Origin of the sequence: Streptomyces sp. NPDC101234, from assembly GCF_044767525.1 — a bacterium.
Lineage (GTDB): Bacteria > Actinomycetota > Actinomycetes > Streptomycetales > Streptomycetaceae > Streptomyces > Streptomyces sasae.
On record NZ_JBIWOA010000028.1, the window covers coordinates 48,884 to 67,957 of the forward strand.

A 19,074-nucleotide genomic window follows, 5' to 3' on the forward strand; every position below is an offset into this window, starting at 1 on the left:
ACCCGGTCAGGCCCGCGTCGGTGCCGCGGACCGGTCAGGCCCGCGCCGTGTTCCCCGGGCACAGGTTGGCCTCGACCCGGCCGAGCAGACGGAGCAGCTGCTCGCGCTCGGCCGGGTCGAGGCCGGCGAGGCTCTCCTCCTCCAACGCGGTCCACACCCGCTCCACCTCGGTCAGCAGCCGGGTGCCGCACTCCGTGGCCTCCACCAGCACCGCGCGCCGGTCCGCCGGGTCCGGCAGCCGCCGTACCTGCCCGGCCTGCTCCAGCCGCTGGAGCATCTTGGTCACCGTGGAGGGGTCCAGGCCGAGCATCCGGATCAGGTCCGACTGCCGGGCCGGGCCCTTCTCCCACAGATACATCATCACCAGCTCCTGGCCCGGATAGAGGCCGAGCCCGCGCAGCAGCCCGGCGGCGGCGGTGCGGTGCAGCCGCGCCACCCGGCTCAGCGCATGGCTGACCGGACCGTCCTCGGCGGCGGCCGGCAGCGCACAGCCCTGTCCGGCCGCGTCCGCCGCCGGTTCCCTGGTGGCGTCCATCACCGCTCCCGTACCTCTCCGACTTCCGGTAACCGTCCTGGAAGCCTACTCAGACCTTCCCGGAGGAATTTAATTGGTCGACCAATGATTGGGGTAGGGTGACCGTGGTCGCATTACTTGGCCGACCAATTAAAGCTACCTCCGGGAGTCACCGTGACCACCGCCTTCGATCCGATCGACCTGCCGGGCCACCGCCTCGCCAACCGCATCGCCATGGCCCCGATGACACGCAGCCGTGCCGCCGAGGGCGGTCTGCCCACCGCCCTCACTGCGGAGTACTACGCCCAGCGCGCCTCCGCGGGCCTGATCGTGACCGAGGGCATCCAGCCCTCCGTCGTAGGCCAGGGCTACCCGGACACCCCCGGCCTGCACAGTGCCGAGCAGATCGCCGCCTGGCGCACGGTGACCGACGCGGTGCACGCCGCCGGCGGCCGGATCTTCGCCCAGATCATGCACTCCGGCCGGATCGGCCACCCCGACCTGCTGCCGGACGGGCTGGTCAACGTCGCCCCCTCCGCGGTCGCCGCCAGCGGCCAGGTGTACACCCACGAGGGACCGAAGGACTTCGTCGAGCCCCGCGAACTGACCGAGGGCGAGATCCACGCGACCGTCGCCGACTACGCGGCCGCCGCCCGGGCCGCCGTGGAGGCCGGCTTCGACGGCGTGGAACTGCACGGCGCCAACGGTTACCTGATCCACCAGTTCCTGGCCCCGGGCAGCAACCGGCGCACCGACGGGTGGGGCGGCTCCCCGGCCGGCCACATCCGGTTCGCCGTGGAGACCGTGAAGGCGGTGGTGGAGGCCATCGGCGCCGAGCGCACCGGCCTGCGCCTGTCCCCGGGCAACCCGCTCAACGACATGGACGAGCCCGAGCCCGAGCCGACGTACACGGCGCTGGTCGACGCGCTGGAGCCGCTGGGCCTGGCGTATGTGCATGTGATGGAGGTGCCTGGGCAGCGGGAGCTGACCACCGCGCTGCGCAAGCGGTTCAGCGGGGTGTTCGTCCTCAACCCGGCGACCGAGGGCCCGACCGGCCCGGAGGCCCTCGCACTCGTCGAGGACGGCACGGCCGACGTCGTCTCCTACGGCCAGCTGTTCCTCGCCAACCCGGACCTCCCGGCCCGGCTGAAGGCGGGCGGCCCGTTCAACTCCGCGAACCCGGCGACGTTCTTCGGCGGCGGGGCCGAGGGCTACACGGACTACCCGGCACTGTGACACGGGCCGGGGGCCGCCACACCAGGTGTGGCGGCCCCCGGGACGGACGACACGCTCAGCGGACGGGCGTGAAGTCCCTCGCGCCGATGAACTCGGGCCTGCGCACCGGCGCCGCGAACGGTTCCACCGCCGCGTTCTCCACGCTGTTGAACACGATGAAGACGTTGCTGCGCGGGAACGGCGTGATGTTGTCGCCCGAGCCGTGCATGCAGTTGCAGTCGAACCAGGTCGCCGAACCGGCCCGGCCGGTGAACAGCTTGATGCCGTACTCGCCCGCCATGGCGGTGAGCGCCTCGTCGGACGGCGTGCCCGCGTCCTGCATCTGCAGGGACTTCTTGTAGTTGTCCCTGGGCGTGGCGCCGGCGCAGCCCAGGAACGTCCGGTGCGAGCCCGGCATGATCATGAGCCCGCCGTTGGTGTCGTGGTTCTCGGTCAGCGCGATGGAGACCGACACGGTCCGCATGTTCGGCAGGCCGTCCTCGGCGTGCCAGGTCTCGAAGTCCGAGTGCCAGTAGAAGCCGCTGGCCCCGAACCCCGGCTTGACGTTGATCCGCGACTGGTGGACGTACACGTCCGAGCCGAGGATCTGCCGGGCCCGGCCGACCACCCGCTCGTCGCGCACCAGGTTCGCGAACACCTCGCTGATCCGGTGCACCTCGAAGACGGACCGGATCTCCTGCGACGCCGGCTCCACGACGGAGCGTTCGTCGGCCCGGATCGCCGGGTCGGCGATCAGCCGCTCCAACTCCTGCCGGTACACGGTGACTTCGTCGTCCCCTATCAGCTGCTCGACGGCGAGGAAACCGTCGCGCTCGAACGCCTCCAGCCGGTCCGTGGGGATCGGCCCGGGCGCGCCGGGCGCCGACCAGACGACCGGGTCCTTGCGGGGTGCGGTCACCTCGACCGGGCCACGGCTCGGGTACAGGTCGGTGATCGTGGTCATGGTCAGCCCTCCTCCGTCAGCAGGGGATAGACGCCGTTCTCGTCGTGGTCCTCCCGCCCGGTGACCGGCGGGTTGAACACGCAGATGCAGCGGAAGTCCTCCTTGACGCGCAGGGTGTGCCGCTCGTGCCCGTCGAGGAGGTACATGGTCCCGGGCGTGATCGTGTACGACGTCCCGGTCTCGCGGTCGGTCAGCTCGGCCTCGCCCTCGACGCAGACGACGGCCTCGATGTGGTTGGCGTACCACATCGACGTCTCCGTGCCCGCGTACAGGACCGTCTCGTGCAGCGAGAAGCCGACCCGCTCCTTCGCGAGGACGATGCGTTTGCTCTCCCAGGTCCCGGACGCGGACCTCACATGCCGGTCGGTGCCTTCGATTTCCTTGAACGATCGGACGATCACGGTGGTGTACAGCCTCCTTGCTCGATCCTGGTCAGGCGGTTTCCCGGACGGCCCGGGCGACGATGCTCAGCCCCTCGTCCAGCTCGTCCGGGGTGACGGTCAGGGCGGGCAGCAGCTTGACGACCTCGCTCTCCGGCCCCGACGTCTCGATGAGCAGCCCGAGTTCGAAGGCGCGTTTGGCGATCCGCCCGGCCCGCCCCTTCTCGTGGAACTCCAGGCCCCACACCAGGCCCCGCCCCCGGTACTCCTTCACGTCGGCGAGGTTCTCCTCGACGATCGCGATGAGCCCCTGCTCGATCTGCTCGCCCTTGGTCCGGGTCTGCTTCTCCATCGCCGGGCCGTCGCTCCAGTAGGTCTCCAGCGCGGCCGTCGCGGTGACGAAGGCGGGGTTGTTGCCGCGGAAGGTGCCGTTGTGCTCGCCCGGCTCCCACACGTCAAGCTCGGGCCGGAACAGGCACAGCGACATGGGCAGTCCGTAGCCGCTGATGGACTTGGAGACGGTGACGATGTCGGGGACGATCCCCGACTCCTCGAAGGAGAAGAAGGCACCGGTGCGCCCGCAGCCCATCTGGATGTCGTCGACGATCAGCAGCATGTCCTGCCGCTCGCAGAGGGCCTTGAGCGCACGCAGCCATTCGGGCCGGGCCACGTTGATGCCGCCCTCGCCCTGCACGGTCTCCACGATCACCGCGGCGGGCTTGTTGAGCCCCGACCCGTGGTCCTCCAACAGCCGCTCGAACCACAGGAAGTCCGGCACGGTCCCGTCGAAGTAGTTGTCGAACGGCATCGGCGTCCCGTGCACCAGCGGGATCCCGGCCCCGGCCCGCTTGAACGCGTTGCCGGTGACGGCCAGCGAGCCGAGGGACATCCCGTGGAAGGCGTTGGTGAACGACACGATCGCCTCGCGCCCCTTCACCTTCCGGGCGAGTTTGAGCGCCGACTCGACGGCGTTCGTCCCCGTCGGCCCCGGAAACATGACCTTGTACGGCAGGTCGCGCGGCCGCAGCACCAGCTCCTGGAACGTCTGCAGGAACGACCGCTTGGCCGTGGTCGACATGTCGAGGCCGTGGGTGACCCCGTCGCGTTCCAGATAGTCGAGCAACGCCCGTTTCAGCACCGGGTTGTTGTGGCCGTAGTTGAGCGACCCGGCACCGGCGAAGAAGTCCAGGTACCCGTGTCCGTCCTCGTCGTACATACGGCTGCCCCGGGCCTGGTCGAACACGGTCGGCCAGCCGCGGCAGTAGCTGCGGACCTCGGACTCAAGGGTCTCGAAGACGTTCAGGTCAGGCTGGGTGATGGTCACGGCGGGGCTCCTCAGTGCGATGTGGGGGTCAAGGGGCCGATGCGGTACAGGACTTCGGGGTCGTGCGGACCGTCGGGGAACTCCCCGGCCTCGAACAGCACCGAGCGCTCCACGGTGGCGCCGTGCCGGGTGGCGTACGAGGTGAACAGGCGCTCGGAGGCGGTGTTGCCGGGGGTGATGGTGGTCTCGACGGCGGTGAGCGGCCGTTCGGCGGCCACCCGCGCCGTCAGCCCGTCCAGCAGCCGCGCCGCGATACCGCGCCCGCGCTGCGTGGCGTCCACGGCCACCTGCCAGACGAGCAGGGTGTCCGGCCGGTCCGGCCGGCTGTATCCGGTCACGAACCCGACGGGCTCGCCGTCCGCGCCGCGTGCCACCGCCGAGGTGTCGGCGAAATCCCGGCACCACAGCAGATAGCTGTACGAGGAGTTCAGATCGAGGCTTCTGGAATCCTTTGCGATACGCCAGAGAGCGGCGCCGTCGGTCACCAGCGGGCGCTCGACGGTCAGGTCTGCTTGTGGGGCAGTCATGCGGATTGAATTTAGCGAGGCAAATACGAAAATGCACGGCGGGAGGTGTTGCCGCCTCGACTCGCCATGCCCTTATGTCCCGATATGTGGCACCATAAATCGGGCAAATGACCCGGTTATGTGGAGTGTGTCACAGGGTTGAAATCCGGATGAAATTCCGCCGGTTTAGCTCCGCAAAAAGCGGGCAGAAGAACTCGGGTAAGCCATCCGTCGAAAGAGAATTCGGAATTGCCGTGAATTCAGGCTCCGGTCATGCCGTCGATACGCTCCCGCAGGATGTCGGCGTGTCCGTTGTGCCGGGCGTACTCCTCGACGAGATGGACGAAAACCCACCGCAGACTGACCTCGACACCGTCCATCGGACCGCCGGTGATCCGTCCGGTGTCGTCGAGCGGCCGCCCCGCGCACAGCTCCCGCCCCCGCGCGATCTCCCGCCGCCACACATCGAGCGCCTCGCCGAGCCCGCGCCCGGGGTCGAGGGCGTACCCCGTCTCGTCCTCGTACACCGGAGGCACCTCGAGTCCCGCGAACACCCGCTGGAACCAGTTCCGTTCCACCTCGGCGAGATGCTGCACCAGCCCCGGCAGCGTCAGGGCGGACGGCTCCGCCAACGCCGTCCGCGCCTGTGCGTCGTCCAGGCCAGAGCACTTCAGCGCGAGCGTGGCCCGGTGGAAGTCCAGCCAGCTTTCCAGCATGGGGCGTTCGGCGCCGGTCATGAGCGGGATCGGACGGCCGTCGGGGAGCGTCCGGGGTGCGTCGGGGAGGGAGCGGGGCGCGTCGGCGGTCATGGGGCGAGGGCGGCACGGTGCCCTGTGCCACCCACCGCTTTCCGGCCTCCGCCGGCTTCTGCGCCGCTACCGCCAGGCGGACTCCACCGCCCGCCGAGCCCCCTCCAGGTCCACTGTCAGGCCCTTCTTCGCCAGCTCCGCCCCGAGCGCGGCCAGGCTCGACTGCACCACACCCACGGTCGCGTCGACCCCGTAGTGGTTGACCCGGATCATCTCCTTGGCCAGCGCGCCCCCGCCCGCGGCCAGCGGCAGCGTGCCGTCGCCCGCCAGGGCCCCGGCGGCCAGCTCCGACGCCACCACACCCGACGGCACCCGCAGGGTCGTGGCCACCGGTGCCGCGTCGGCCTCCTCGTACACGTACGGCTCCAGGCCACCGCCCAGGGCCACCGCCCCGGCCCGGGTCGCCAGCGCGGCCGTGCGGTGCCGGGCCATCACCGTCTCCAGCCCCTCCGCCTCGATCCGCTCGACGCATGCCTGAAGCGCCAGCATCTCCAGCTGCGCGGGCGCGTGCAGCAGCGCCTTGCGCCCGCCGTCGACCCAGCGCTCCTTCCAGTCCAGCAGGGAGAGGTAGGAGCGGCGCGGGGCGTGCGGGTTCGCCGCCATCCGGGCCCACGCCCGCTCGCTCACCGACACCGCCGAGACACCCGCCGGGCCGCCCATCGCCTTCTGTGCCCCGATCACGCACAGGTCCACGCCCCACGCGTCCGGCAGCACCGGCTCGGCGCCGACCGAGGCCACCGCGTCCAGATAGAAGAGGGCGCCCTGCTCGCGTACCGCCTCGCCGATCTCCGCGACCGGGTTGGTGTTGCCGGTGGCCGCCTCCGCGTGCACCAGGGAGACGAAGTCGATCTCCGGGTGCTGGGCGAACGCCTCCCGGATCTGCGCGGCCGTCACCGCCGTGTGGAACGGCACGGCGAGATCGATCACGGTCGCGCCGCAGTCCCGCAGCCAGTTCCCGAAGGTCTGCCCGTACGGACCGGTGATCACGTTCAGTGCGGTCGTCCCCGGCCCGGCCGTCGCCCTGATCGCCCCCTCCAGCGGCAGCAGCGCCTCGCCCTGCATGATCACGACGTCCTGGCGGGTATCCAGTAGCCGGGCCACCCGGTCCTCGATCGCGGCGAAGTGTGCGGCGCTCAGCGGGGGCAGGTCGAGGAAGGGGTGGGTCACGGCGGTGCTCTCTTCGCTCACGGAGGGGTGGATCAGAACGAGCGTAACCGGCACACCCCCGACGCCTCTGACCGGCGACTTCTTAGGCCGGACGGCCGTCCGGCCATCGGTTTGGTTTGAGATACCCAAACATCTCCTTATAATCGGAACCCGCAGAAACGGAATCCACAGCTCCACCACAGACTCACGGGAGGTCTTGTGACCACGCTCCTCGGGCGCCGCCGGGCTCGCGCCCTGGCCGCCGCCACCGCCGCGGCCGGGCTGGCCCTCGTGGCCGGCTGCACGTCGAGCGGCAACGGCTCCAGCGCCTCCAGGACGGCCGCGGGCGGGGTCGAACTCGTCAAGGCCGGCCAGCTCACGACCTGCACCCACCTGCCGTACCCGCCGTTCCAGTCGGAGATCGACGGCAAGGTGCAGGGCTTCGACGTGTCGATGATCGACCTGGTTGCCAAGAACCTCGGCGTGAAGCAGCAGATCCTCGACACGCCCTTCGAGAACTTCAAGACCGGCGCCTTCCTCAACTCCGGCGAGTGCGACCTGGCCGCGGCCGGCATGACCATCACCGCCGAGCGCAAGAAGAACGTCGACTTCTCCGACCCGTACTTCGAAGCCACCCAGGCCCTCCTCGTCGACAGGAGCAGCGGCATCACCTCGCTCGCCGACGCCAAGGCCAAGAAGGTCCAGCTGGGCGCCCAGGCGCAGACCACCGGCGAGGACTACGCCAGGAAGCAGGGCTTCGACCCGGTCTCCTTCGAGTCCTCCGACGCCGTCCTCAACGGCCTGCGCACCGGCCAGGTCAAGGCCGTCATCATCGACTACCCGGTGGTCCAGGGCTGGCTCAAGGACAAGGCCAACGCCAGCGACTTCCAGCTCGCCGGCAACATCAACACCGGTGAGCAGTACGGCTTCACGGTGAAGAAGGGCAACACCAAGCTGCTCGCCGCCGTCGACAAGGCGATCGCCGACGCCAAGGCCGACGGCACGTACAAGAAGCTGTACGAGAAGTGGATCGGCCCCTACGACCAGTCCGCGGCCTCTCCCTCCGCCTCATGACCACCACGGACGCGGAACTCCAGCCCCGCAAGAAGGGCCTGACCCGGCGTCAGAAGCGCAGCCTGTCGCGCGGGGTGCAGTACGTCGTCTTCGTCGCCGCCGTGATCGCCTTCGCGGCCGGCGCCGACTGGGGACGGCTGCAGAACCAGTTCGCCCAGTGGGGCATCGCCAGGCAGATGTTCCCGGACGTCATCACGCTGGCACTGAAGAACACCGTGCTGTACACGCTGTCCGGCTTCGTCGTCGGACTGGCCCTCGGCATGGTGATCGCGCTGATGCGGCTGTCCTCGGTGGGTCCCTACCGCTGGCTCGCCGGCATCTACATCGAGATCTTCCGCGGCCTGCCCGCTCTGCTGATCTTCATCTTCATCGGGGTCGCCGTACCGCTCGCCTTCCCCGGCACGGAGATCGTCGGCGGCACCTACGGCAAGGTCGCGCTCGCGCTCGGCCTGGTCGCCGCCGCCTACATGGCCGAGACGATCCGCGCGGGCATCCAGGCGGTTCCCAAGGGCCAGCTGGAAGCGGCCCGTTCGCTGGGCTTCTCGCCCGCCCGCGCCATGATATCGATCATCATCCCGCAGGCGTTCCGCATCATCCTCCCGCCGCTGACCAACGAGTTGGTGCTCCTCTTCAAGGACTCCTCCCTCGTCCTGTTCCTCGGTGTCACCCTGGAGGAGCGCGAACTGTCCAAGTACGGCCGCGACCTGGCCAGTACGACCGCCAACTCCACGCCCATCCTCGTCGCCGGCCTGTGCTACCTGCTGGTCACGATCCCGCTCGGCTTCGTCGTGCGCCGCATGGAGGCGAAGGCCCAGGAGGCCGTGAAGTGAGCGAGAAGCCTTCCACGGGGCGTCCCGAGATCCAGGTGAAGGGCCTGCACAAGTCCTTCGGCGACAACGAGGTGCTGCGCGGTATCGACCTGGAGATCGGCCAGGGCGAGGTCGTCTGCGTGATCGGCCCCTCCGGCTCCGGCAAGTCCACGTTGCTCCGCTGCGTCAACCTCCTTGAGGAGCCCACCGAGGGCCAGGTGTTCGTCGGCGGCACGGAGCTGACGGACCCGGACGTCGACATCGACGCCGTACGGCGCCGGATCGGCATGGTCTTCCAGCAGTTCAACCTGTTCCCGCACCTCACGGTCACCGAGAACCTCACGCTGCCGCAGCGCCGGGTGCTCGGGCGGGACAAGGCGCGGGCGGCGCGGGTGGCCGCCGAGAACCTCGAACGCGTCGGCCTGTCCGAGAAGGCGAACGCCTACCCCGCCTCTCTCTCCGGCGGCCAGCAGCAGCGGGTGGCCATCGCCCGCGCCCTCTCGATGGGCCCCGAGGTGATGCTCTTCGACGAGCCGACCTCGGCGCTCGACCCGGAGCTGGTCGGGGATGTGCTGGCGGTGATGCGGATGCTGGCGCGGGAGGGCATGACCATGATGGTGGTCACCCATGAGATGAGCTTCGCCCGCGAGGTCGCCGACCGGGTGGTCTTCATGGACGGCGGAGTCGTGGTCGAGGACGGCACACCGGACCAGGTGATCGGCAACCCCGCCCACGAACGCACCCGCCACTTCCTCTCCCGGCTGCTCGACCCGGCCATGGCCCAGGTGGAGGAGGAGACCCCGGAGTAGCCGCGCGGGGCCGGTTGTCAGTGCCGTGTGCCAGGGTCCGGTCATGGACGCACAGCACGTGGCACAGAGTTGGGACGAGACCGTCGCCCTCTTCGAGAGGCGCGGGCTGCCCGAGTCGTCGTACGAGAACCTCTACGAGGAGTCCTACGACGTCCACCCCGGCCCGGTCGCGATCGCGGGCGGTCTCGACCTGGACCTGGACGCGACGGCACCCTCCGGCGCCGGCATCGTCGTCGACGGTGACCTGACCGTCGAGGGCAGCATCGTCAACGTCGACGACGGCTGCCCGGCGGTGGTCGTCCTCGGCGATCTGCGGGCGGCGAACGTCTATCTCGAAGGCGACGCCAAGCTGCTGGTGCTGGGCAGCGTCACCGTGGACGCCTTCATAGGCAACATGACCGACAAACTCGTGATGATCCACGGCGATCTGCGCGCCAGGGCGACCGTCCTGTCGGGCGAGTTCAGCCCCGACCTCGTCGGCGGCACCCTGCACGGCGCGGTCGTCGCGCCCGCCTATCTCGACCTCGCCCAGGACGTCGACCCGGCCTCGGTCCTCGTCCCCGAGGTGCTGCGTGCCGACGGAGAGGACGACTGGCGCTCCTTCGACGCCCCGCGCGTACACGGCGGCCGGCTGCTGAACCGTATCGATGAGGGGCTCCCGGTCGTCCTAGGCTGAGGCCCATGAGCGATCAAGCGGTGCTGCACGTGAAGGGCCGGGTCCTTGTGGGACCCGAGGACGTCCGCGACGAGCTGTGGGTGGTGGGCGGTCGGGTCTCCTACGACCGTCCCGCCGGTGTACGTGACATCCGGACCGTCGAGGGCTGGGCGCTCCCCGGCCTGGTCGACGCCCACTGCCATGTCGGCCTCGGTCCGCACGGCCCGGTCGACACGGCGACCGCCGAGAAGCAGGCCCTCACCGACCGCGAGGCGGGCACCCTGCTGATCCGGGACGCCGGTTCACCCTCGGACACCCGCTGGGTCGACGACCGCGAGGACCTCCCGAAGATCATCAGGGCCGGCCGGCACATCGCGCGCACCCGCCGCTACATAAGGAACTTCGCCCACGAGATCGAGCCGGAGGACCTCGTCGCCCACGTCGCCCAGGAGGCCCGGCGCGGCGACGGCTGGGTCAAGCTGGTCGGCGACTGGATCGACCGCGACCTCGGCGACCTGGCGCCCAGCTGGCCCCGGGACGCCGTCGAGGCGGCCATCGCCGAGGCCCACCGGCTCGGCGCCCGGGTCACCGCCCACTGCTTCGCCGAGAACTCCCTCCAGGACCTCGTCGAGGCGGGCATCGACTGCATCGAGCACGCGACCGGCCTCACCGACGACCTGATCCCGCTCTTCGCCGAGCGCGGTGTCGCGATCGTCCCGACCCTCGTCAACATCGCCACCTTCCCGCAGCTCGCGGCGGGCGGCGAGAGCAAGTTCCCGCAGTGGTCCGCCCATATGCGCCGACTCCACGAGCACCGCTACGACACCGTCCGCAGCGCCTACGACGCCGGCATCCCGGTGTACGTCGGCACCGACGCCGGCGGTTCGCTGGCGCACGGCCTGGTCGCGGGCGAGGTCGCCGAGCTGGTCACCGCCGGGATCCCGCCCGTCGACGCGCTCGCGGCGACCAGCTGGGCGGCCCGCGCCTGGCTCGGCAGGCCCGGCCTGGAGGAGGGCGCGCCCGCGGACCTGGTGGTGTACGAGAGCGACCCGCGTGCGGACGTACGCGTCCTCGCATCCCCCCGGAGAGTGGTGCTGAACGGGCAGGTCGTGGAGTAAGAGAACGCCTGTGCCTGCCGGTTCGAATACATTCGCGGAATCTCCACTATTGAGTGAAGTAACGCAGGAATGCTGCCCGTTCACCCATAGTGCGTAATTCTTGGCGGGTCCCGAGCAAGTTTCCTCTGGGGGTCCCACCACCTTGAACAGCGACACCTTCCGCATGCCCGCACGCCGTCTCGCGACCGTCGCGGCGGCCACGGCCCTGGCCGTCGGTCCCGCGGCCCTGGCCGGAGCGGGCACCGCACACGCGACCACCGACCACGGTCACGCGAGTGCGGTCGTCCTCCGCACCGGTCTGGACGTCTCCCTCCTCAGCAAGACCGTGAACATCCCGCTCGCGCTCACCCTGAACGAGGTCCAGGCACCGCGCAGCGCCGACCGGACCGCGCTGACCGCCACACTCGACGGAGTGGACGGCGGCAAGCCGTTCAACGTCCTCGGCGCCACCGCCGCCGGCGCGAAGGCGACGGTCTCCGGCGGCCGTGCCGAGGCCTCGGTCCACCTCGCCCACGCCCGGCTGCACGTGCCGGGCCTGCCCCTGCTGTCCCTCGTCGAACTCGACGGGGTCACGTCCGAGGCCACCTGCGAGACCGGCAAGCGGCCGGAGGCCTCCACCCATGTGCCCGGTGCCGTCACGGTGCTCGGCAGGCGGGTGACGCTGAGCGCGGTCGGCCCCACCGACGTCAAGGTCCCCGGCGTCGGCGAGGTCCGCCTGGACCTGGCCAAGGCGGAGACGACATCGGGCAGGGCGGCGGCCAGCGCCCTCGTGCTCAAGGTCGCCGTCAACCCGCTGAAGCTGAACGTGGCGCAGGTGGAGGGGACGCTGACCCTGGCGAAGGTGACATGCGAGACGCCGTCGGATCCCGGGGATGCCGCGGCCCCCGCGGACCCCTCGGCCTCCGCGGACCCCTCGGCCTCCGCGAACTCCACGGACCCGGTGACTGACGTCAAGGTGCAGGGCGCCCCGGCGAAGGACCCGAAGCCCGACCCGACGAAGCAGACGAAGCTGGCGGAGACGGGCGGCGGTTCGGTGACGCCGTACATGGTGGGAGGCGCGCTGGCACTGGTCGCCGCGGGCGGAGGAGCGGTGACCCTGGTCCGACGCCGGCGATAGCGCCCCGCCAGGGGCGCGGGGCGGTAGTCGATTTGCGGCTACCGCCGCGCGGGCGCGACCAGCCACAGGCGACCCGCAGTCGCGAACCGGCCCGCAGTTCCCCTCTCAGCCGCGTATCAACACCAGCGCCTGATCGAACGCCTGCAGGAACCGATTCACCACCCCCCGGTCCCGCACAGCGATCCGCACCCACTCCTCGCCCAGCCCGGGAAACGTGTCCCCCCGCCGCACCGCATACCCCAACGCCCGCAGTTGCCGACGCACGGCGGCCGCCCCCCGTACCCGGACCAGCACGAACGGCCCCTCCGCGGGCCCCACCACCGACACCCCCTCCGGCGCGAACTCCTCCAGCCCCGCCACCAGATGGGCCCGGTCGGCCGCCCCCCGGTGCGCCGCATGCGCCGCCTCCGCCAGCGCGCGCGGCGCCACACACGCCTCCGCCGCCGCCAACGCCGGAGTCGACACCGGCCACAACGGCTGCGCCCGCTCCAACTCGGCGATGACCTCCGGCGCGGCCAGCACATAGCCGATCCGCAGCCCGGCCAGCCCCCATGTCTTCGTCAGACTGCGCAGCACCACAAGACCCGGCACATCGGTCCGCCCGGCCAGCGCCTCCCGCTCACCCGGCACCGCGTCCATGAACGCCTCGTCGACCACCAACGTCCGCCCGGGACGGGCGAGTCGGGCGATCGTCTCGGCCGGGTGCAGCACCGAGGTCGGGTTGGTCGGGTTGCCGATCACCACCAGGTCGGCGTCCTCCGGCACGGCCGCCGGATCGAGCCGGAACCCGTCGGCCTCCCGCAGCAGCACCCGGTCCACGGTGTGCCCGGCGTCCCGCAGCGCCGCCTCCGGCTCCGTGAACTGCGGGTGCACCACCACCGGCTGCCGGACTTTCAGCGCCCGTGCCAGCAGGACGAACGCCTCCGCCGCGCCCGCCGTCAGCAGCACCCGCTCCACCGGCAGCCCGTGCCGCGCCGCCACCGCCGCCCGCGCCGCCCGCCCGTCCGGGTAGGCGGCGAGAGCGCCCAGCGACTCGGCTATCCGCTCCCGCAGCCAGGGCGGGGGAGTGTCGGCGCGCACATTGACCGCGAGGTCGACGAGCGCGGAACCGTCGTCACGGACCTCCGCGTCACCGTGGTGCCGTAGATCGTGCGCCGGTCCGGAACCGTCCTCAGTGCGCATGAGCATGCCCACCATGATGGTGGTGCCCATGGCCGTGCGGGTGGCCTTCGTCGTCCGGGTGGAAGTGCGGCTGCTGCGGCAGGCCCACCTTGTCCTCGAAACCGGGCAGTGCGATCCGGTACACGCACGAGTCGCAGTTCATCCGCAGATCACCGGCGACCGCCTCCCGGTACCGCTCCATCACCAGGTCGAGCAGCTCCGGCTCCGGCCCGATGACGTCCGCCGAACGCACCTCGACCTCCGGGTGCGCGGCGGCCCAGCCCTCGGTCTGCTGCCGCACCCGGTCCGGCAGGATCCCGGTGAACAGGAAGTACGGGAGAACGACGATCCTGCGCGCCCCCAGTTTCAGACACCGGTCGAGCCCGCTCGGCACGTCCGGCGCGGCCAGCGACACGAACGCCGTCTCCACTCCGGCGTACCCGCGGCCCTCCCAGAGCAGCCGGGCCGCCTTGTGCACCTCGGCGTTGGCGTCGGGGTCCGTCGAACCCCGGCCCACCAGCAGTACGGTGACATCGGCGCGGTCCTGCGAGGCCCGCCCGGAACCGCCCAGCGCCTCGTCCAGCCGCCGCTCCAGGACCGACAGCAGCGCCGGGTGCGGGCCCAGCGGACGCCCGTAGGTGTACGAGATCCCCGGGTGCCGCTCCTTCTCCCGCGCCAGCGCGGCCGGGATGTCGCCCTTGGCGTGCCCGGCGGAGACCAGCATCAGCGGAACGGCCGCGAACCGTCGTACCCCCTGCTCCACCAGCTCGGTGACGGCATCCCCCAGCGGCGGCGGGGACAGCTCGATGAAGCCGCCGGCGACGGGCAGTTCGGGGTGGCGGTGCCCCAGCTCCCGTACGAAGTCACGGAACGCCTCGGCCCCGGCGTCGTCCCGGGTGCCATGGCCGGCGATGAGCAGGGCGGGCGGGGTGGTCACAGGGTCTCCTCGGAAGTGGGGTGGTACAGCAGGGCGTTGAGCGCGGCGGCGGCGACCGCCGAGCCGCCCTTCTCGGACACGTTGCTGACGGCGGGCAGCCCGCTCTCGCGCAACGCGGCCTTGGACTCGGCCGCGCCGACGAAACCGACGGGCAGACCGATGACGAGCGCGGGGGAGGCGTCCAGCGTCAGCAGCTCCTCCAGAGCTGTCGGCGCACAGCCGATCACCCAGAGGGCGCCGGGCCCGACCTGCTCGTACGCGAGACGGATCGCGTGCGCCGAACGGGTCAGGCCAGGACCGGACTCGGCATCCTTCAGCCGGCACACGGTCTCCCGGCGCGTGATGCCCGCCGCGACCATCTCCACGTCCACGACGACCGGCGCCCCGGCATGCAGCGCCGCATGCGCCTTCGCCAGGTCACCCTCGTCGGTCACCAGGTCGGCCGCGTACTCCAGGTCGGCCGCGGAGTGGATGACCCGCTCCACCACCGCCCGGGTCAGCGGCGGGAAGTGCGAGGTGTCCAGGCGGGACCGCAGCCGCCGGAAGGACTCCTGCTCGATGGGGTGGACCACACGGTTCACTTGGCGCCCTCCTCGGACGTCTGCCAGCGGTAGCCGCGCGGGGTGACCATACGCCCGGCGATGTTCCGGGTCGCCGTGTTGCCCACGGTCACGACCGTCATCATGTCGACCCACGCCGGGTCGAGCGCGCCCAGGGTGGTCAGCCGGCTCGACTCGTCGGGGCGCGAGGCGTTGCGTACGACACCGACGGGCGTCGTCGGCTCCCGGTGCCCGGCGAGGATCGCGAGCGCCTTGGGCAACTGCCAGTCGCGGCCCCGGGAGCGCGGGTTGTAGAACGTCACGACGATGTCCGCCTCGGCCGCCGCACGCACCCGGCGCTCGATGACCTCCCACGGCGTGTGCAGGTCGGACAGGCTGATGGAGACATGGTCGTGGCCCAGCGGCGCACCCAGGATCGCCCCGGCGGCGAGCGCCGCGGTGACACCCGGGACACCGATCACGTCGATGTCGTCCGACGCCTCGGCGAGCGCGGGGGAGGCCATGGCGTACACACCCGCGTCCCCGCTTCCGATCAGCGCGACGGCCTGCCCGGCACGCGCCTCGGCGACCGCGGTCCGCGCCCGCTCCTCCTCGGCCCCGAGCCCCGACTCCAGGATCCGGGTGCCCGGCCGGAGCAGGTCACGGATCTGGTCGACGTACTGATCGAGACCGACCAGCACGGAGGCGCGCCGGAGTTCGGCCCTGGCCCGCGGAGTGAGCAGATCGCGGGCGCCGGGTCCGAGCCCGACGACCGCGAGCCGGCCGCGGGCGGGACGCCGTACGACGGCACAGGTCGCCATGGCGGGCAGACCGTCTTCCCGCTCCGACTTCCGCTTCGGGACGAGGAGTTCGCCACCGCCGACGAGCGCGGCGGCCTCGGCGACGGACGGGGTGCCGACCGCGGCGAGGGGAGCGTCCGACGGGTTGGGGACCTGGACCTCGGCCAACTCCTCGGCGGGGTACGTCACTACGGGCACCCCGAGCCGCGCGGCCGCCTCGACGATCCCGGGTTCCCCGGCCTTGGCGTCCACGGTGGCGAGTTCGGCGACGCTACGAGGGGACAGCCCCGCGTCCCGCAAGGCCTCCTCGACGAGTCCGAGCACCTCGTCGGCGGGGGCACCCCGGGACGCGCCGACGCCCACGACCAGCGACGGCGGGCGCAACAGCACCTCGTTCCCGGCGGGTTCGACGGCGCGGTCGGTCAGCCGGACCGCGTACGCCCCCTCCTCGGCGAGCGGCAGCGGCGGCAGTGGCCACGGCAACTCGGCACGCAGCGCCACCGGTTCGCCGTCCAGCAGCGCCCGCGACACGGTCGCCACCGAGCCCTCGACGGGGAAGCCCAGGGTGTCCAGGCCCGGGAGTCCGACGGAGTCGGTCGCGGTGGTCACCACGGGCTGCGCGGCCAGCAACTCGCCCACCTCCCCGGCGAGTTCATTGGCACCGCCGCCATGTCCCCCGACCAGCGACACGGCGAACCGTCCGGCCTCGTCGACGCACACCACACCGGGGTCGGTCGTCTTCTCGCCCAGCAGCGGGGCGATCAGCCGTACCACCGCACCCGTGGCCAGGAAACACACCAGCTGCTCGCACTCCGCGAACGCGGACCGCACGGCGTCCCCGACGGGACCTTCGTACACCCGCGTACGGTCCGGCCACGCCACGGCCAGCCGGTCGCGCGCCGCCGCCCCCGCCGCGGTGGCGGAAATGAGGCCGATCACTGGTCAACTCCTTCGTCAGAAACGGGAATTCGCGTCCCCCACAGCAGGAACACGGGATTGGTCGCCGCCAGCCGGGTCACATCACCCGGCAGCGGCGCGAGGCGGGAGGACTGCAGCAGCACCCCGTCGCAGGAGAACCCGGCCCCGGTGAGCGCCGCGCGCGCCGCCGGTACCCGGTCCAGGGCGGCCATCGCCACCACCACCGTCCGCCGGGCTCGCAGCGCGCACGCGGTGACGACGGCGGGCAGCTCGGCCCCGCCGCCTCCGACGAACACGGCGTCCGGGACGGGGAGTCCGGACAGCGCCTCCGGCGCCGATCCGTGCACCACATCCACGTGGACGCCGTGCGCCAGGGCGTTGGCGGCGATCCGCTCCACCCCGTCCGCGGCCTTCTCCACGGCGACGGCGGCGGCGCCGAGCCGCGCGCACTCCACCGCCACCGACCCGGAACCCGCGCCGACGTCCCAGACCAGGTCGCCGAGCCGGGGCCCGAGCCGGGCCAGCGCCAGCGCCCGTACCTCGAACTTGGTGATCATCGAGTCGCGGTGCTCGAACTCCCGCTCGTCCAGGGCCCACCCGGCGGGCCCGGCCGGCGCCCCGGCGACCGTACGCACACCGCCGAGCACCCGTGCCTCATCGAGGCACAGCACCACGCTGACGTCCGGCCCCCAGTCCCGGGCGGCGGCCTCGGCGGGCGTGACCCACTCCACCCGCTCACCCGCGGACCCGAGCGCCGAGGCGACGACGAGAACACGCGCACCGGACGCCCGCGCCGAATCCGAATCCGAATCCGAATCCGAAGTCGAAGTCGAATCCGACGCCGAAGCCGAATCCGACGCTGCCACCGTCGCGGCCGGTCCCGCCGAGGGCTCGGCCGTGGACGAAGCGCTCAGCGCGGAGGAGACGTGTGCGGATCCGCCCGGCGGTGCGCCGAAGGCGTGCCGCAGTGCCGCCCCCAGTTCCGCCGGACCCGACCCCGGTCCTGTCAGCACCGCCACCTTCGGATGCGCCCGGCACACGTTCACGGCCGTACGCGGGTCCCGCCCGTGCGCGCTCACCACCACCGCGTCGTCCCAGGGCAGCCCGACCCGCGCGAAGGCGGCGGCGACGGACGACACCCCGGCCCGCACATCCAGCCGGTCCGCCCCGAACCGCTCCGCCAGCACCCGCACGATCCCGAAGAACCCAGGATCGCCGGAGGCCAGCACCACCACGGGCCGGTCCTTGCCGACGTACCCCTCGATGGTGTCGAGCGCGGGTGCCAGCGGCCCCAGGACGATCCGCGCGGCCTCCGCCGGCAGCTGTGCGGCGTCCAGGTGCCGCCGCCCGCCGACCACCAGCTCGGCCCCGGCCAGCACCTCGGGCGGAAGCGGCGCCCCCGTCCCCGTACCGACGACCGTGATCATGTACTCGCCCCGCGCTCACGCAGCGCCCGCCGGGCCTCGGGGTCGGCCTTGCGGAAGCCGTGGAAGTGGCCGGGGTGGTACAGGTGCGAGCGGGTGCCCTGGGCGTCCAGGGCCGGGCCCACCAGGAAGAGGGTGTGCTTCCAGAGCTTGTGCTCCTTGACCGTCTCCTCCAGCGTCTCGATCGTGCACCGCACGACCAGCTCCTCCGGCCAGGTCGCCTGGTACGCGACGACGACCGGCGTGGACGTCGGATAGCCGCCCTCCAGCAGCTCGCGCACCAGCTGCCCGCTGCGCGCGGCGGACAGGAAGACCGCCATGGTGGTGCCGTGGCGGGCGAACTCCCGCACCTCCTCGCCCGGCGGCATGGGGGTCTTGCCGCCCCCCAGCCGGGTGAGCACGACGGACTGCGCGACCTCGGGAATGGTCAGCTCGCGCTGGGCGAGCGCGGCGACGGCCGAGAAGGAGGAGACACCCGGCACGATCTCGACCTCGATGCCGATCCCGGCACACCGGTCGACCTGCTCCTGCGTACCGCCCCAGAGCGCCGGATCCCCGGAGTGGATCCGGGCGACCCGCAGCCCGTGGGCACGGGCCCGCTCGTACACGGCGACGACGTCTTCGAGGGACATCGTCGCGGAATCGAGGATCTCCGCGCCCTCACGTGCGTGCTGGAGGACCTCCTCCTGGACCAGGCTCGCCGCCCAGATCACCACGTCGGCCTCGGCGATCGCGCGCGCGGCCCGGAACGTCAGCAGATCGGCGGCGCCGGGGCCGGCACCGACGAAGGTCACCCTGCCCGGGGAAGCGTCGCCGGGAACGGTGGCGGAGGCGGCGGCATCGGCCATGAAATTT

Annotated in this window: 20 protein-coding genes; 7 read left to right on the top strand and 13 right to left on the bottom strand. The window is 71.7% G+C overall.

From position 1 onward, the window contains the following. Window positions 1–34: 34 nt before the first annotated feature. On the bottom strand, window positions 35–535 hold the full coding sequence (locus ACIRR9_RS39155) for a MarR family winged helix-turn-helix transcriptional regulator (protein ID WP_403762355.1): 501 nt from the start codon (window positions 533–535) through the stop codon (window positions 35–37). A 153-nt stretch (window positions 536–688) separates the two neighbouring features. On the opposite strand from ACIRR9_RS39155, the gene ACIRR9_RS39160 reads away from it, so the two are divergent. Continuing rightward, entirely contained in the window at window positions 689–1,750 is a 1,062-nt protein-coding gene (locus tag ACIRR9_RS39160; RefSeq protein ID WP_403762358.1) for an alkene reductase, read from the top strand. 55 nt (window positions 1,751–1,805) lie between these two features. On the opposite strand, the gene thpD is transcribed toward ACIRR9_RS39160, so the two are convergent. The 6 genes from thpD to ACIRR9_RS39190 all read right to left on the bottom strand — a co-directional run bounded on the left by thpD (window position 1,806) and on the right by ACIRR9_RS39190 (window position 6,879). Continuing rightward, window positions 1,806–2,693, bottom strand: coding sequence for an ectoine hydroxylase (gene thpD, locus ACIRR9_RS39165; RefSeq protein WP_403762361.1), 888 nt, complete (start codon window positions 2,691–2,693; stop codon window positions 1,806–1,808). Between the two features lie 2 nt (window positions 2,694–2,695). Next, the gene (locus ACIRR9_RS39170) at window positions 2,696–3,094 is read right to left on the bottom strand and encodes an ectoine synthase (protein WP_360517087.1); all 399 of its coding nucleotides are present in this window, start codon (window positions 3,092–3,094) and stop codon (window positions 2,696–2,698) included. Window positions 3,095–3,125: 31 nt separating this feature from the next. Then, on the bottom strand, window positions 3,126–4,397 hold the full coding sequence (gene ectB / locus ACIRR9_RS39175) for a diaminobutyrate--2-oxoglutarate transaminase (protein ID WP_403762364.1): 1,272 nt from the start codon (window positions 4,395–4,397) through the stop codon (window positions 3,126–3,128). A gap of 11 nt (window positions 4,398–4,408) precedes the next feature. Beyond that, window positions 4,409–4,924 carry a diaminobutyrate acetyltransferase gene (gene ectA / locus ACIRR9_RS39180; RefSeq protein WP_403762367.1) on the bottom strand — a complete coding sequence of 172 codons (516 nt, stop codon included), beginning with the start codon at window positions 4,922–4,924 and terminating at the stop codon, window positions 4,409–4,411. A gap of 239 nt (window positions 4,925–5,163) precedes the next feature. After that, window positions 5,164–5,712 carry a DinB family protein gene (locus ACIRR9_RS39185; RefSeq protein ID WP_403762370.1) on the bottom strand — a complete coding sequence of 183 codons (549 nt, stop codon included), beginning with the start codon at window positions 5,710–5,712 and terminating at the stop codon, window positions 5,164–5,166. Window positions 5,713–5,778: 66 nt separating this feature from the next. Beyond that, window positions 5,779–6,879, bottom strand: a complete 1,101-nt coding sequence (locus ACIRR9_RS39190; RefSeq protein WP_403762560.1) for a pyridoxal-phosphate-dependent aminotransferase family protein — start codon at window positions 6,877–6,879, stop codon at window positions 5,779–5,781. Between the two features lie 198 nt (window positions 6,880–7,077). Here ACIRR9_RS39190 and ACIRR9_RS39195 point away from each other — a divergent pair, with 198 nt between their 5' ends. From ACIRR9_RS39195 to ACIRR9_RS39220, 6 genes are all read left to right on the top strand, one after another. Then, a complete protein-coding gene (locus tag ACIRR9_RS39195) occupies window positions 7,078–7,932 on the top strand; it encodes an ABC transporter substrate-binding protein (RefSeq protein WP_403762373.1) in 855 nt (284 codons plus the stop codon). Next, window positions 7,929–8,762 carry an amino acid ABC transporter permease gene (locus tag ACIRR9_RS39200; protein ID WP_403762376.1) on the top strand — a complete coding sequence of 278 codons (834 nt, stop codon included), beginning with the start codon at window positions 7,929–7,931 and terminating at the stop codon, window positions 8,760–8,762. The genes ACIRR9_RS39195 and ACIRR9_RS39200 overlap by 4 nt, the downstream gene beginning before the upstream one ends. Next, a complete protein-coding gene (locus ACIRR9_RS39205) occupies window positions 8,759–9,550 on the top strand; it encodes an amino acid ABC transporter ATP-binding protein (RefSeq protein WP_403762379.1) in 792 nt (263 codons plus the stop codon). Before ACIRR9_RS39200 ends, ACIRR9_RS39205 begins: the two co-directional genes overlap by 4 nt. 43 nt (window positions 9,551–9,593) lie before the next feature. Next, the gene (locus ACIRR9_RS39210; protein ID WP_403762381.1) at window positions 9,594–10,226 is read left to right on the top strand and encodes a hypothetical protein; all 633 of its coding nucleotides are present in this window, start codon (window positions 9,594–9,596) and stop codon (window positions 10,224–10,226) included. A 5-nt stretch (window positions 10,227–10,231) separates the two neighbouring features. After that, on the top strand, window positions 10,232–11,323 hold the full coding sequence (locus ACIRR9_RS39215) for an amidohydrolase family protein (protein ID WP_403762384.1): 1,092 nt from the start codon (window positions 10,232–10,234) through the stop codon (window positions 11,321–11,323). 142 nt (window positions 11,324–11,465) lie between these two features. Further along, window positions 11,466–12,440 (top strand): SCO1860 family LAETG-anchored protein, encoded by a 975-nt coding sequence (locus ACIRR9_RS39220; RefSeq protein WP_403762387.1) that lies wholly within the window; start codon window positions 11,466–11,468, stop codon window positions 12,438–12,440. 105 nt (window positions 12,441–12,545) lie between these two features. On the opposite strand, the gene cobC is transcribed toward ACIRR9_RS39220, so the two are convergent. From cobC to cobM, 6 genes are read right to left on the bottom strand one after another with little or no spacing between them, the layout of a single operon-like run. Further along, window positions 12,546–13,622: an Rv2231c family pyridoxal phosphate-dependent protein CobC gene (gene cobC / locus ACIRR9_RS39225; RefSeq protein ID WP_403762564.1), complete on the bottom strand. Its 1,077-nt coding sequence runs from the start codon at window positions 13,620–13,622 to the stop codon at window positions 12,546–12,548. Beyond that, complete coding sequence (locus ACIRR9_RS39230; RefSeq protein ID WP_403762390.1) at window positions 13,612–14,538, bottom strand: sirohydrochlorin chelatase; 927 nt, start codon at window positions 14,536–14,538, stop codon at window positions 13,612–13,614. The genes cobC and ACIRR9_RS39230 overlap by 11 nt, the downstream gene beginning before the upstream one ends. Continuing rightward, entirely contained in the window at window positions 14,535–15,119 is a 585-nt protein-coding gene (locus ACIRR9_RS39235) for a precorrin-8X methylmutase (protein WP_384569028.1), read from the bottom strand. The genes ACIRR9_RS39230 and ACIRR9_RS39235 overlap by 4 nt, the downstream gene beginning before the upstream one ends. Further along, on the bottom strand, window positions 15,116–16,816 hold the full coding sequence (cobJ, locus tag ACIRR9_RS39240) for a precorrin-3B C(17)-methyltransferase (protein ID WP_403762393.1): 1,701 nt from the start codon (window positions 16,814–16,816) through the stop codon (window positions 15,116–15,118). Before cobJ ends, ACIRR9_RS39235 begins: the two co-directional genes overlap by 4 nt. After that, complete coding sequence (gene cbiE / locus ACIRR9_RS39245; RefSeq protein ID WP_403762396.1) at window positions 16,813–18,222, bottom strand: precorrin-6y C5,15-methyltransferase (decarboxylating) subunit CbiE; 1,410 nt, start codon at window positions 18,220–18,222, stop codon at window positions 16,813–16,815. The genes cobJ and cbiE overlap by 4 nt, the downstream gene beginning before the upstream one ends. Next, entirely contained in the window at window positions 18,219–19,067 is an 849-nt protein-coding gene (cobM, locus tag ACIRR9_RS39250; protein WP_403762399.1) for a precorrin-4 C(11)-methyltransferase, read from the bottom strand. Before cobM ends, cbiE begins: the two co-directional genes overlap by 4 nt. Between the last annotated feature and the right edge of the window lie 7 nt (window positions 19,068–19,074).

What these genes read in the sequence shown, in the direction of transcription:
- ACIRR9_RS39210 (WP_403762381.1), top strand. Translation starts at nt 9,594, where the DNA reads ATGGACGCACAGCACGTGGCACAGAGTTGGGACGAGACCGTCGCCCTC.
- ACIRR9_RS39185 (WP_403762370.1), bottom strand. Translation starts at nt 5,712, where the DNA reads ATGACCGCCGACGCGCCCCGCTCCCTCCCCGACGCACCCCGGACGCTC.
- thpD (WP_403762361.1), bottom strand. Translation starts at nt 2,693, where the DNA reads ATGACCACGATCACCGACCTGTACCCGAGCCGTGGCCCGGTCGAGGTG.
- ectA (WP_403762367.1), bottom strand. Translation starts at nt 4,924, where the DNA reads ATGACTGCCCCACAAGCAGACCTGACCGTCGAGCGCCCGCTGGTGACC.
- ACIRR9_RS39200 (WP_403762376.1), top strand. Translation starts at nt 7,929, where the DNA reads ATGACCACCACGGACGCGGAACTCCAGCCCCGCAAGAAGGGCCTGACC.
- cbiE (WP_403762396.1), bottom strand. Translation starts at nt 18,222, where the DNA reads ATGATCACGGTCGTCGGTACGGGGACGGGGGCGCCGCTTCCGCCCGAG.
- cobM (WP_403762399.1), bottom strand. Translation starts at nt 19,067, where the DNA reads ATGGCCGATGCCGCCGCCTCCGCCACCGTTCCCGGCGACGCTTCCCCG.
- ACIRR9_RS39215 (WP_403762384.1), top strand. Translation starts at nt 10,232, where the DNA reads ATGAGCGATCAAGCGGTGCTGCACGTGAAGGGCCGGGTCCTTGTGGGA.
- cobC (WP_403762564.1), bottom strand. Translation starts at nt 13,622, where the DNA reads ATGCGCACTGAGGACGGTTCCGGACCGGCGCACGATCTACGGCACCAC.
- ACIRR9_RS39155 (WP_403762355.1), bottom strand. Translation starts at nt 535, where the DNA reads ATGGACGCCACCAGGGAACCGGCGGCGGACGCGGCCGGACAGGGCTGT.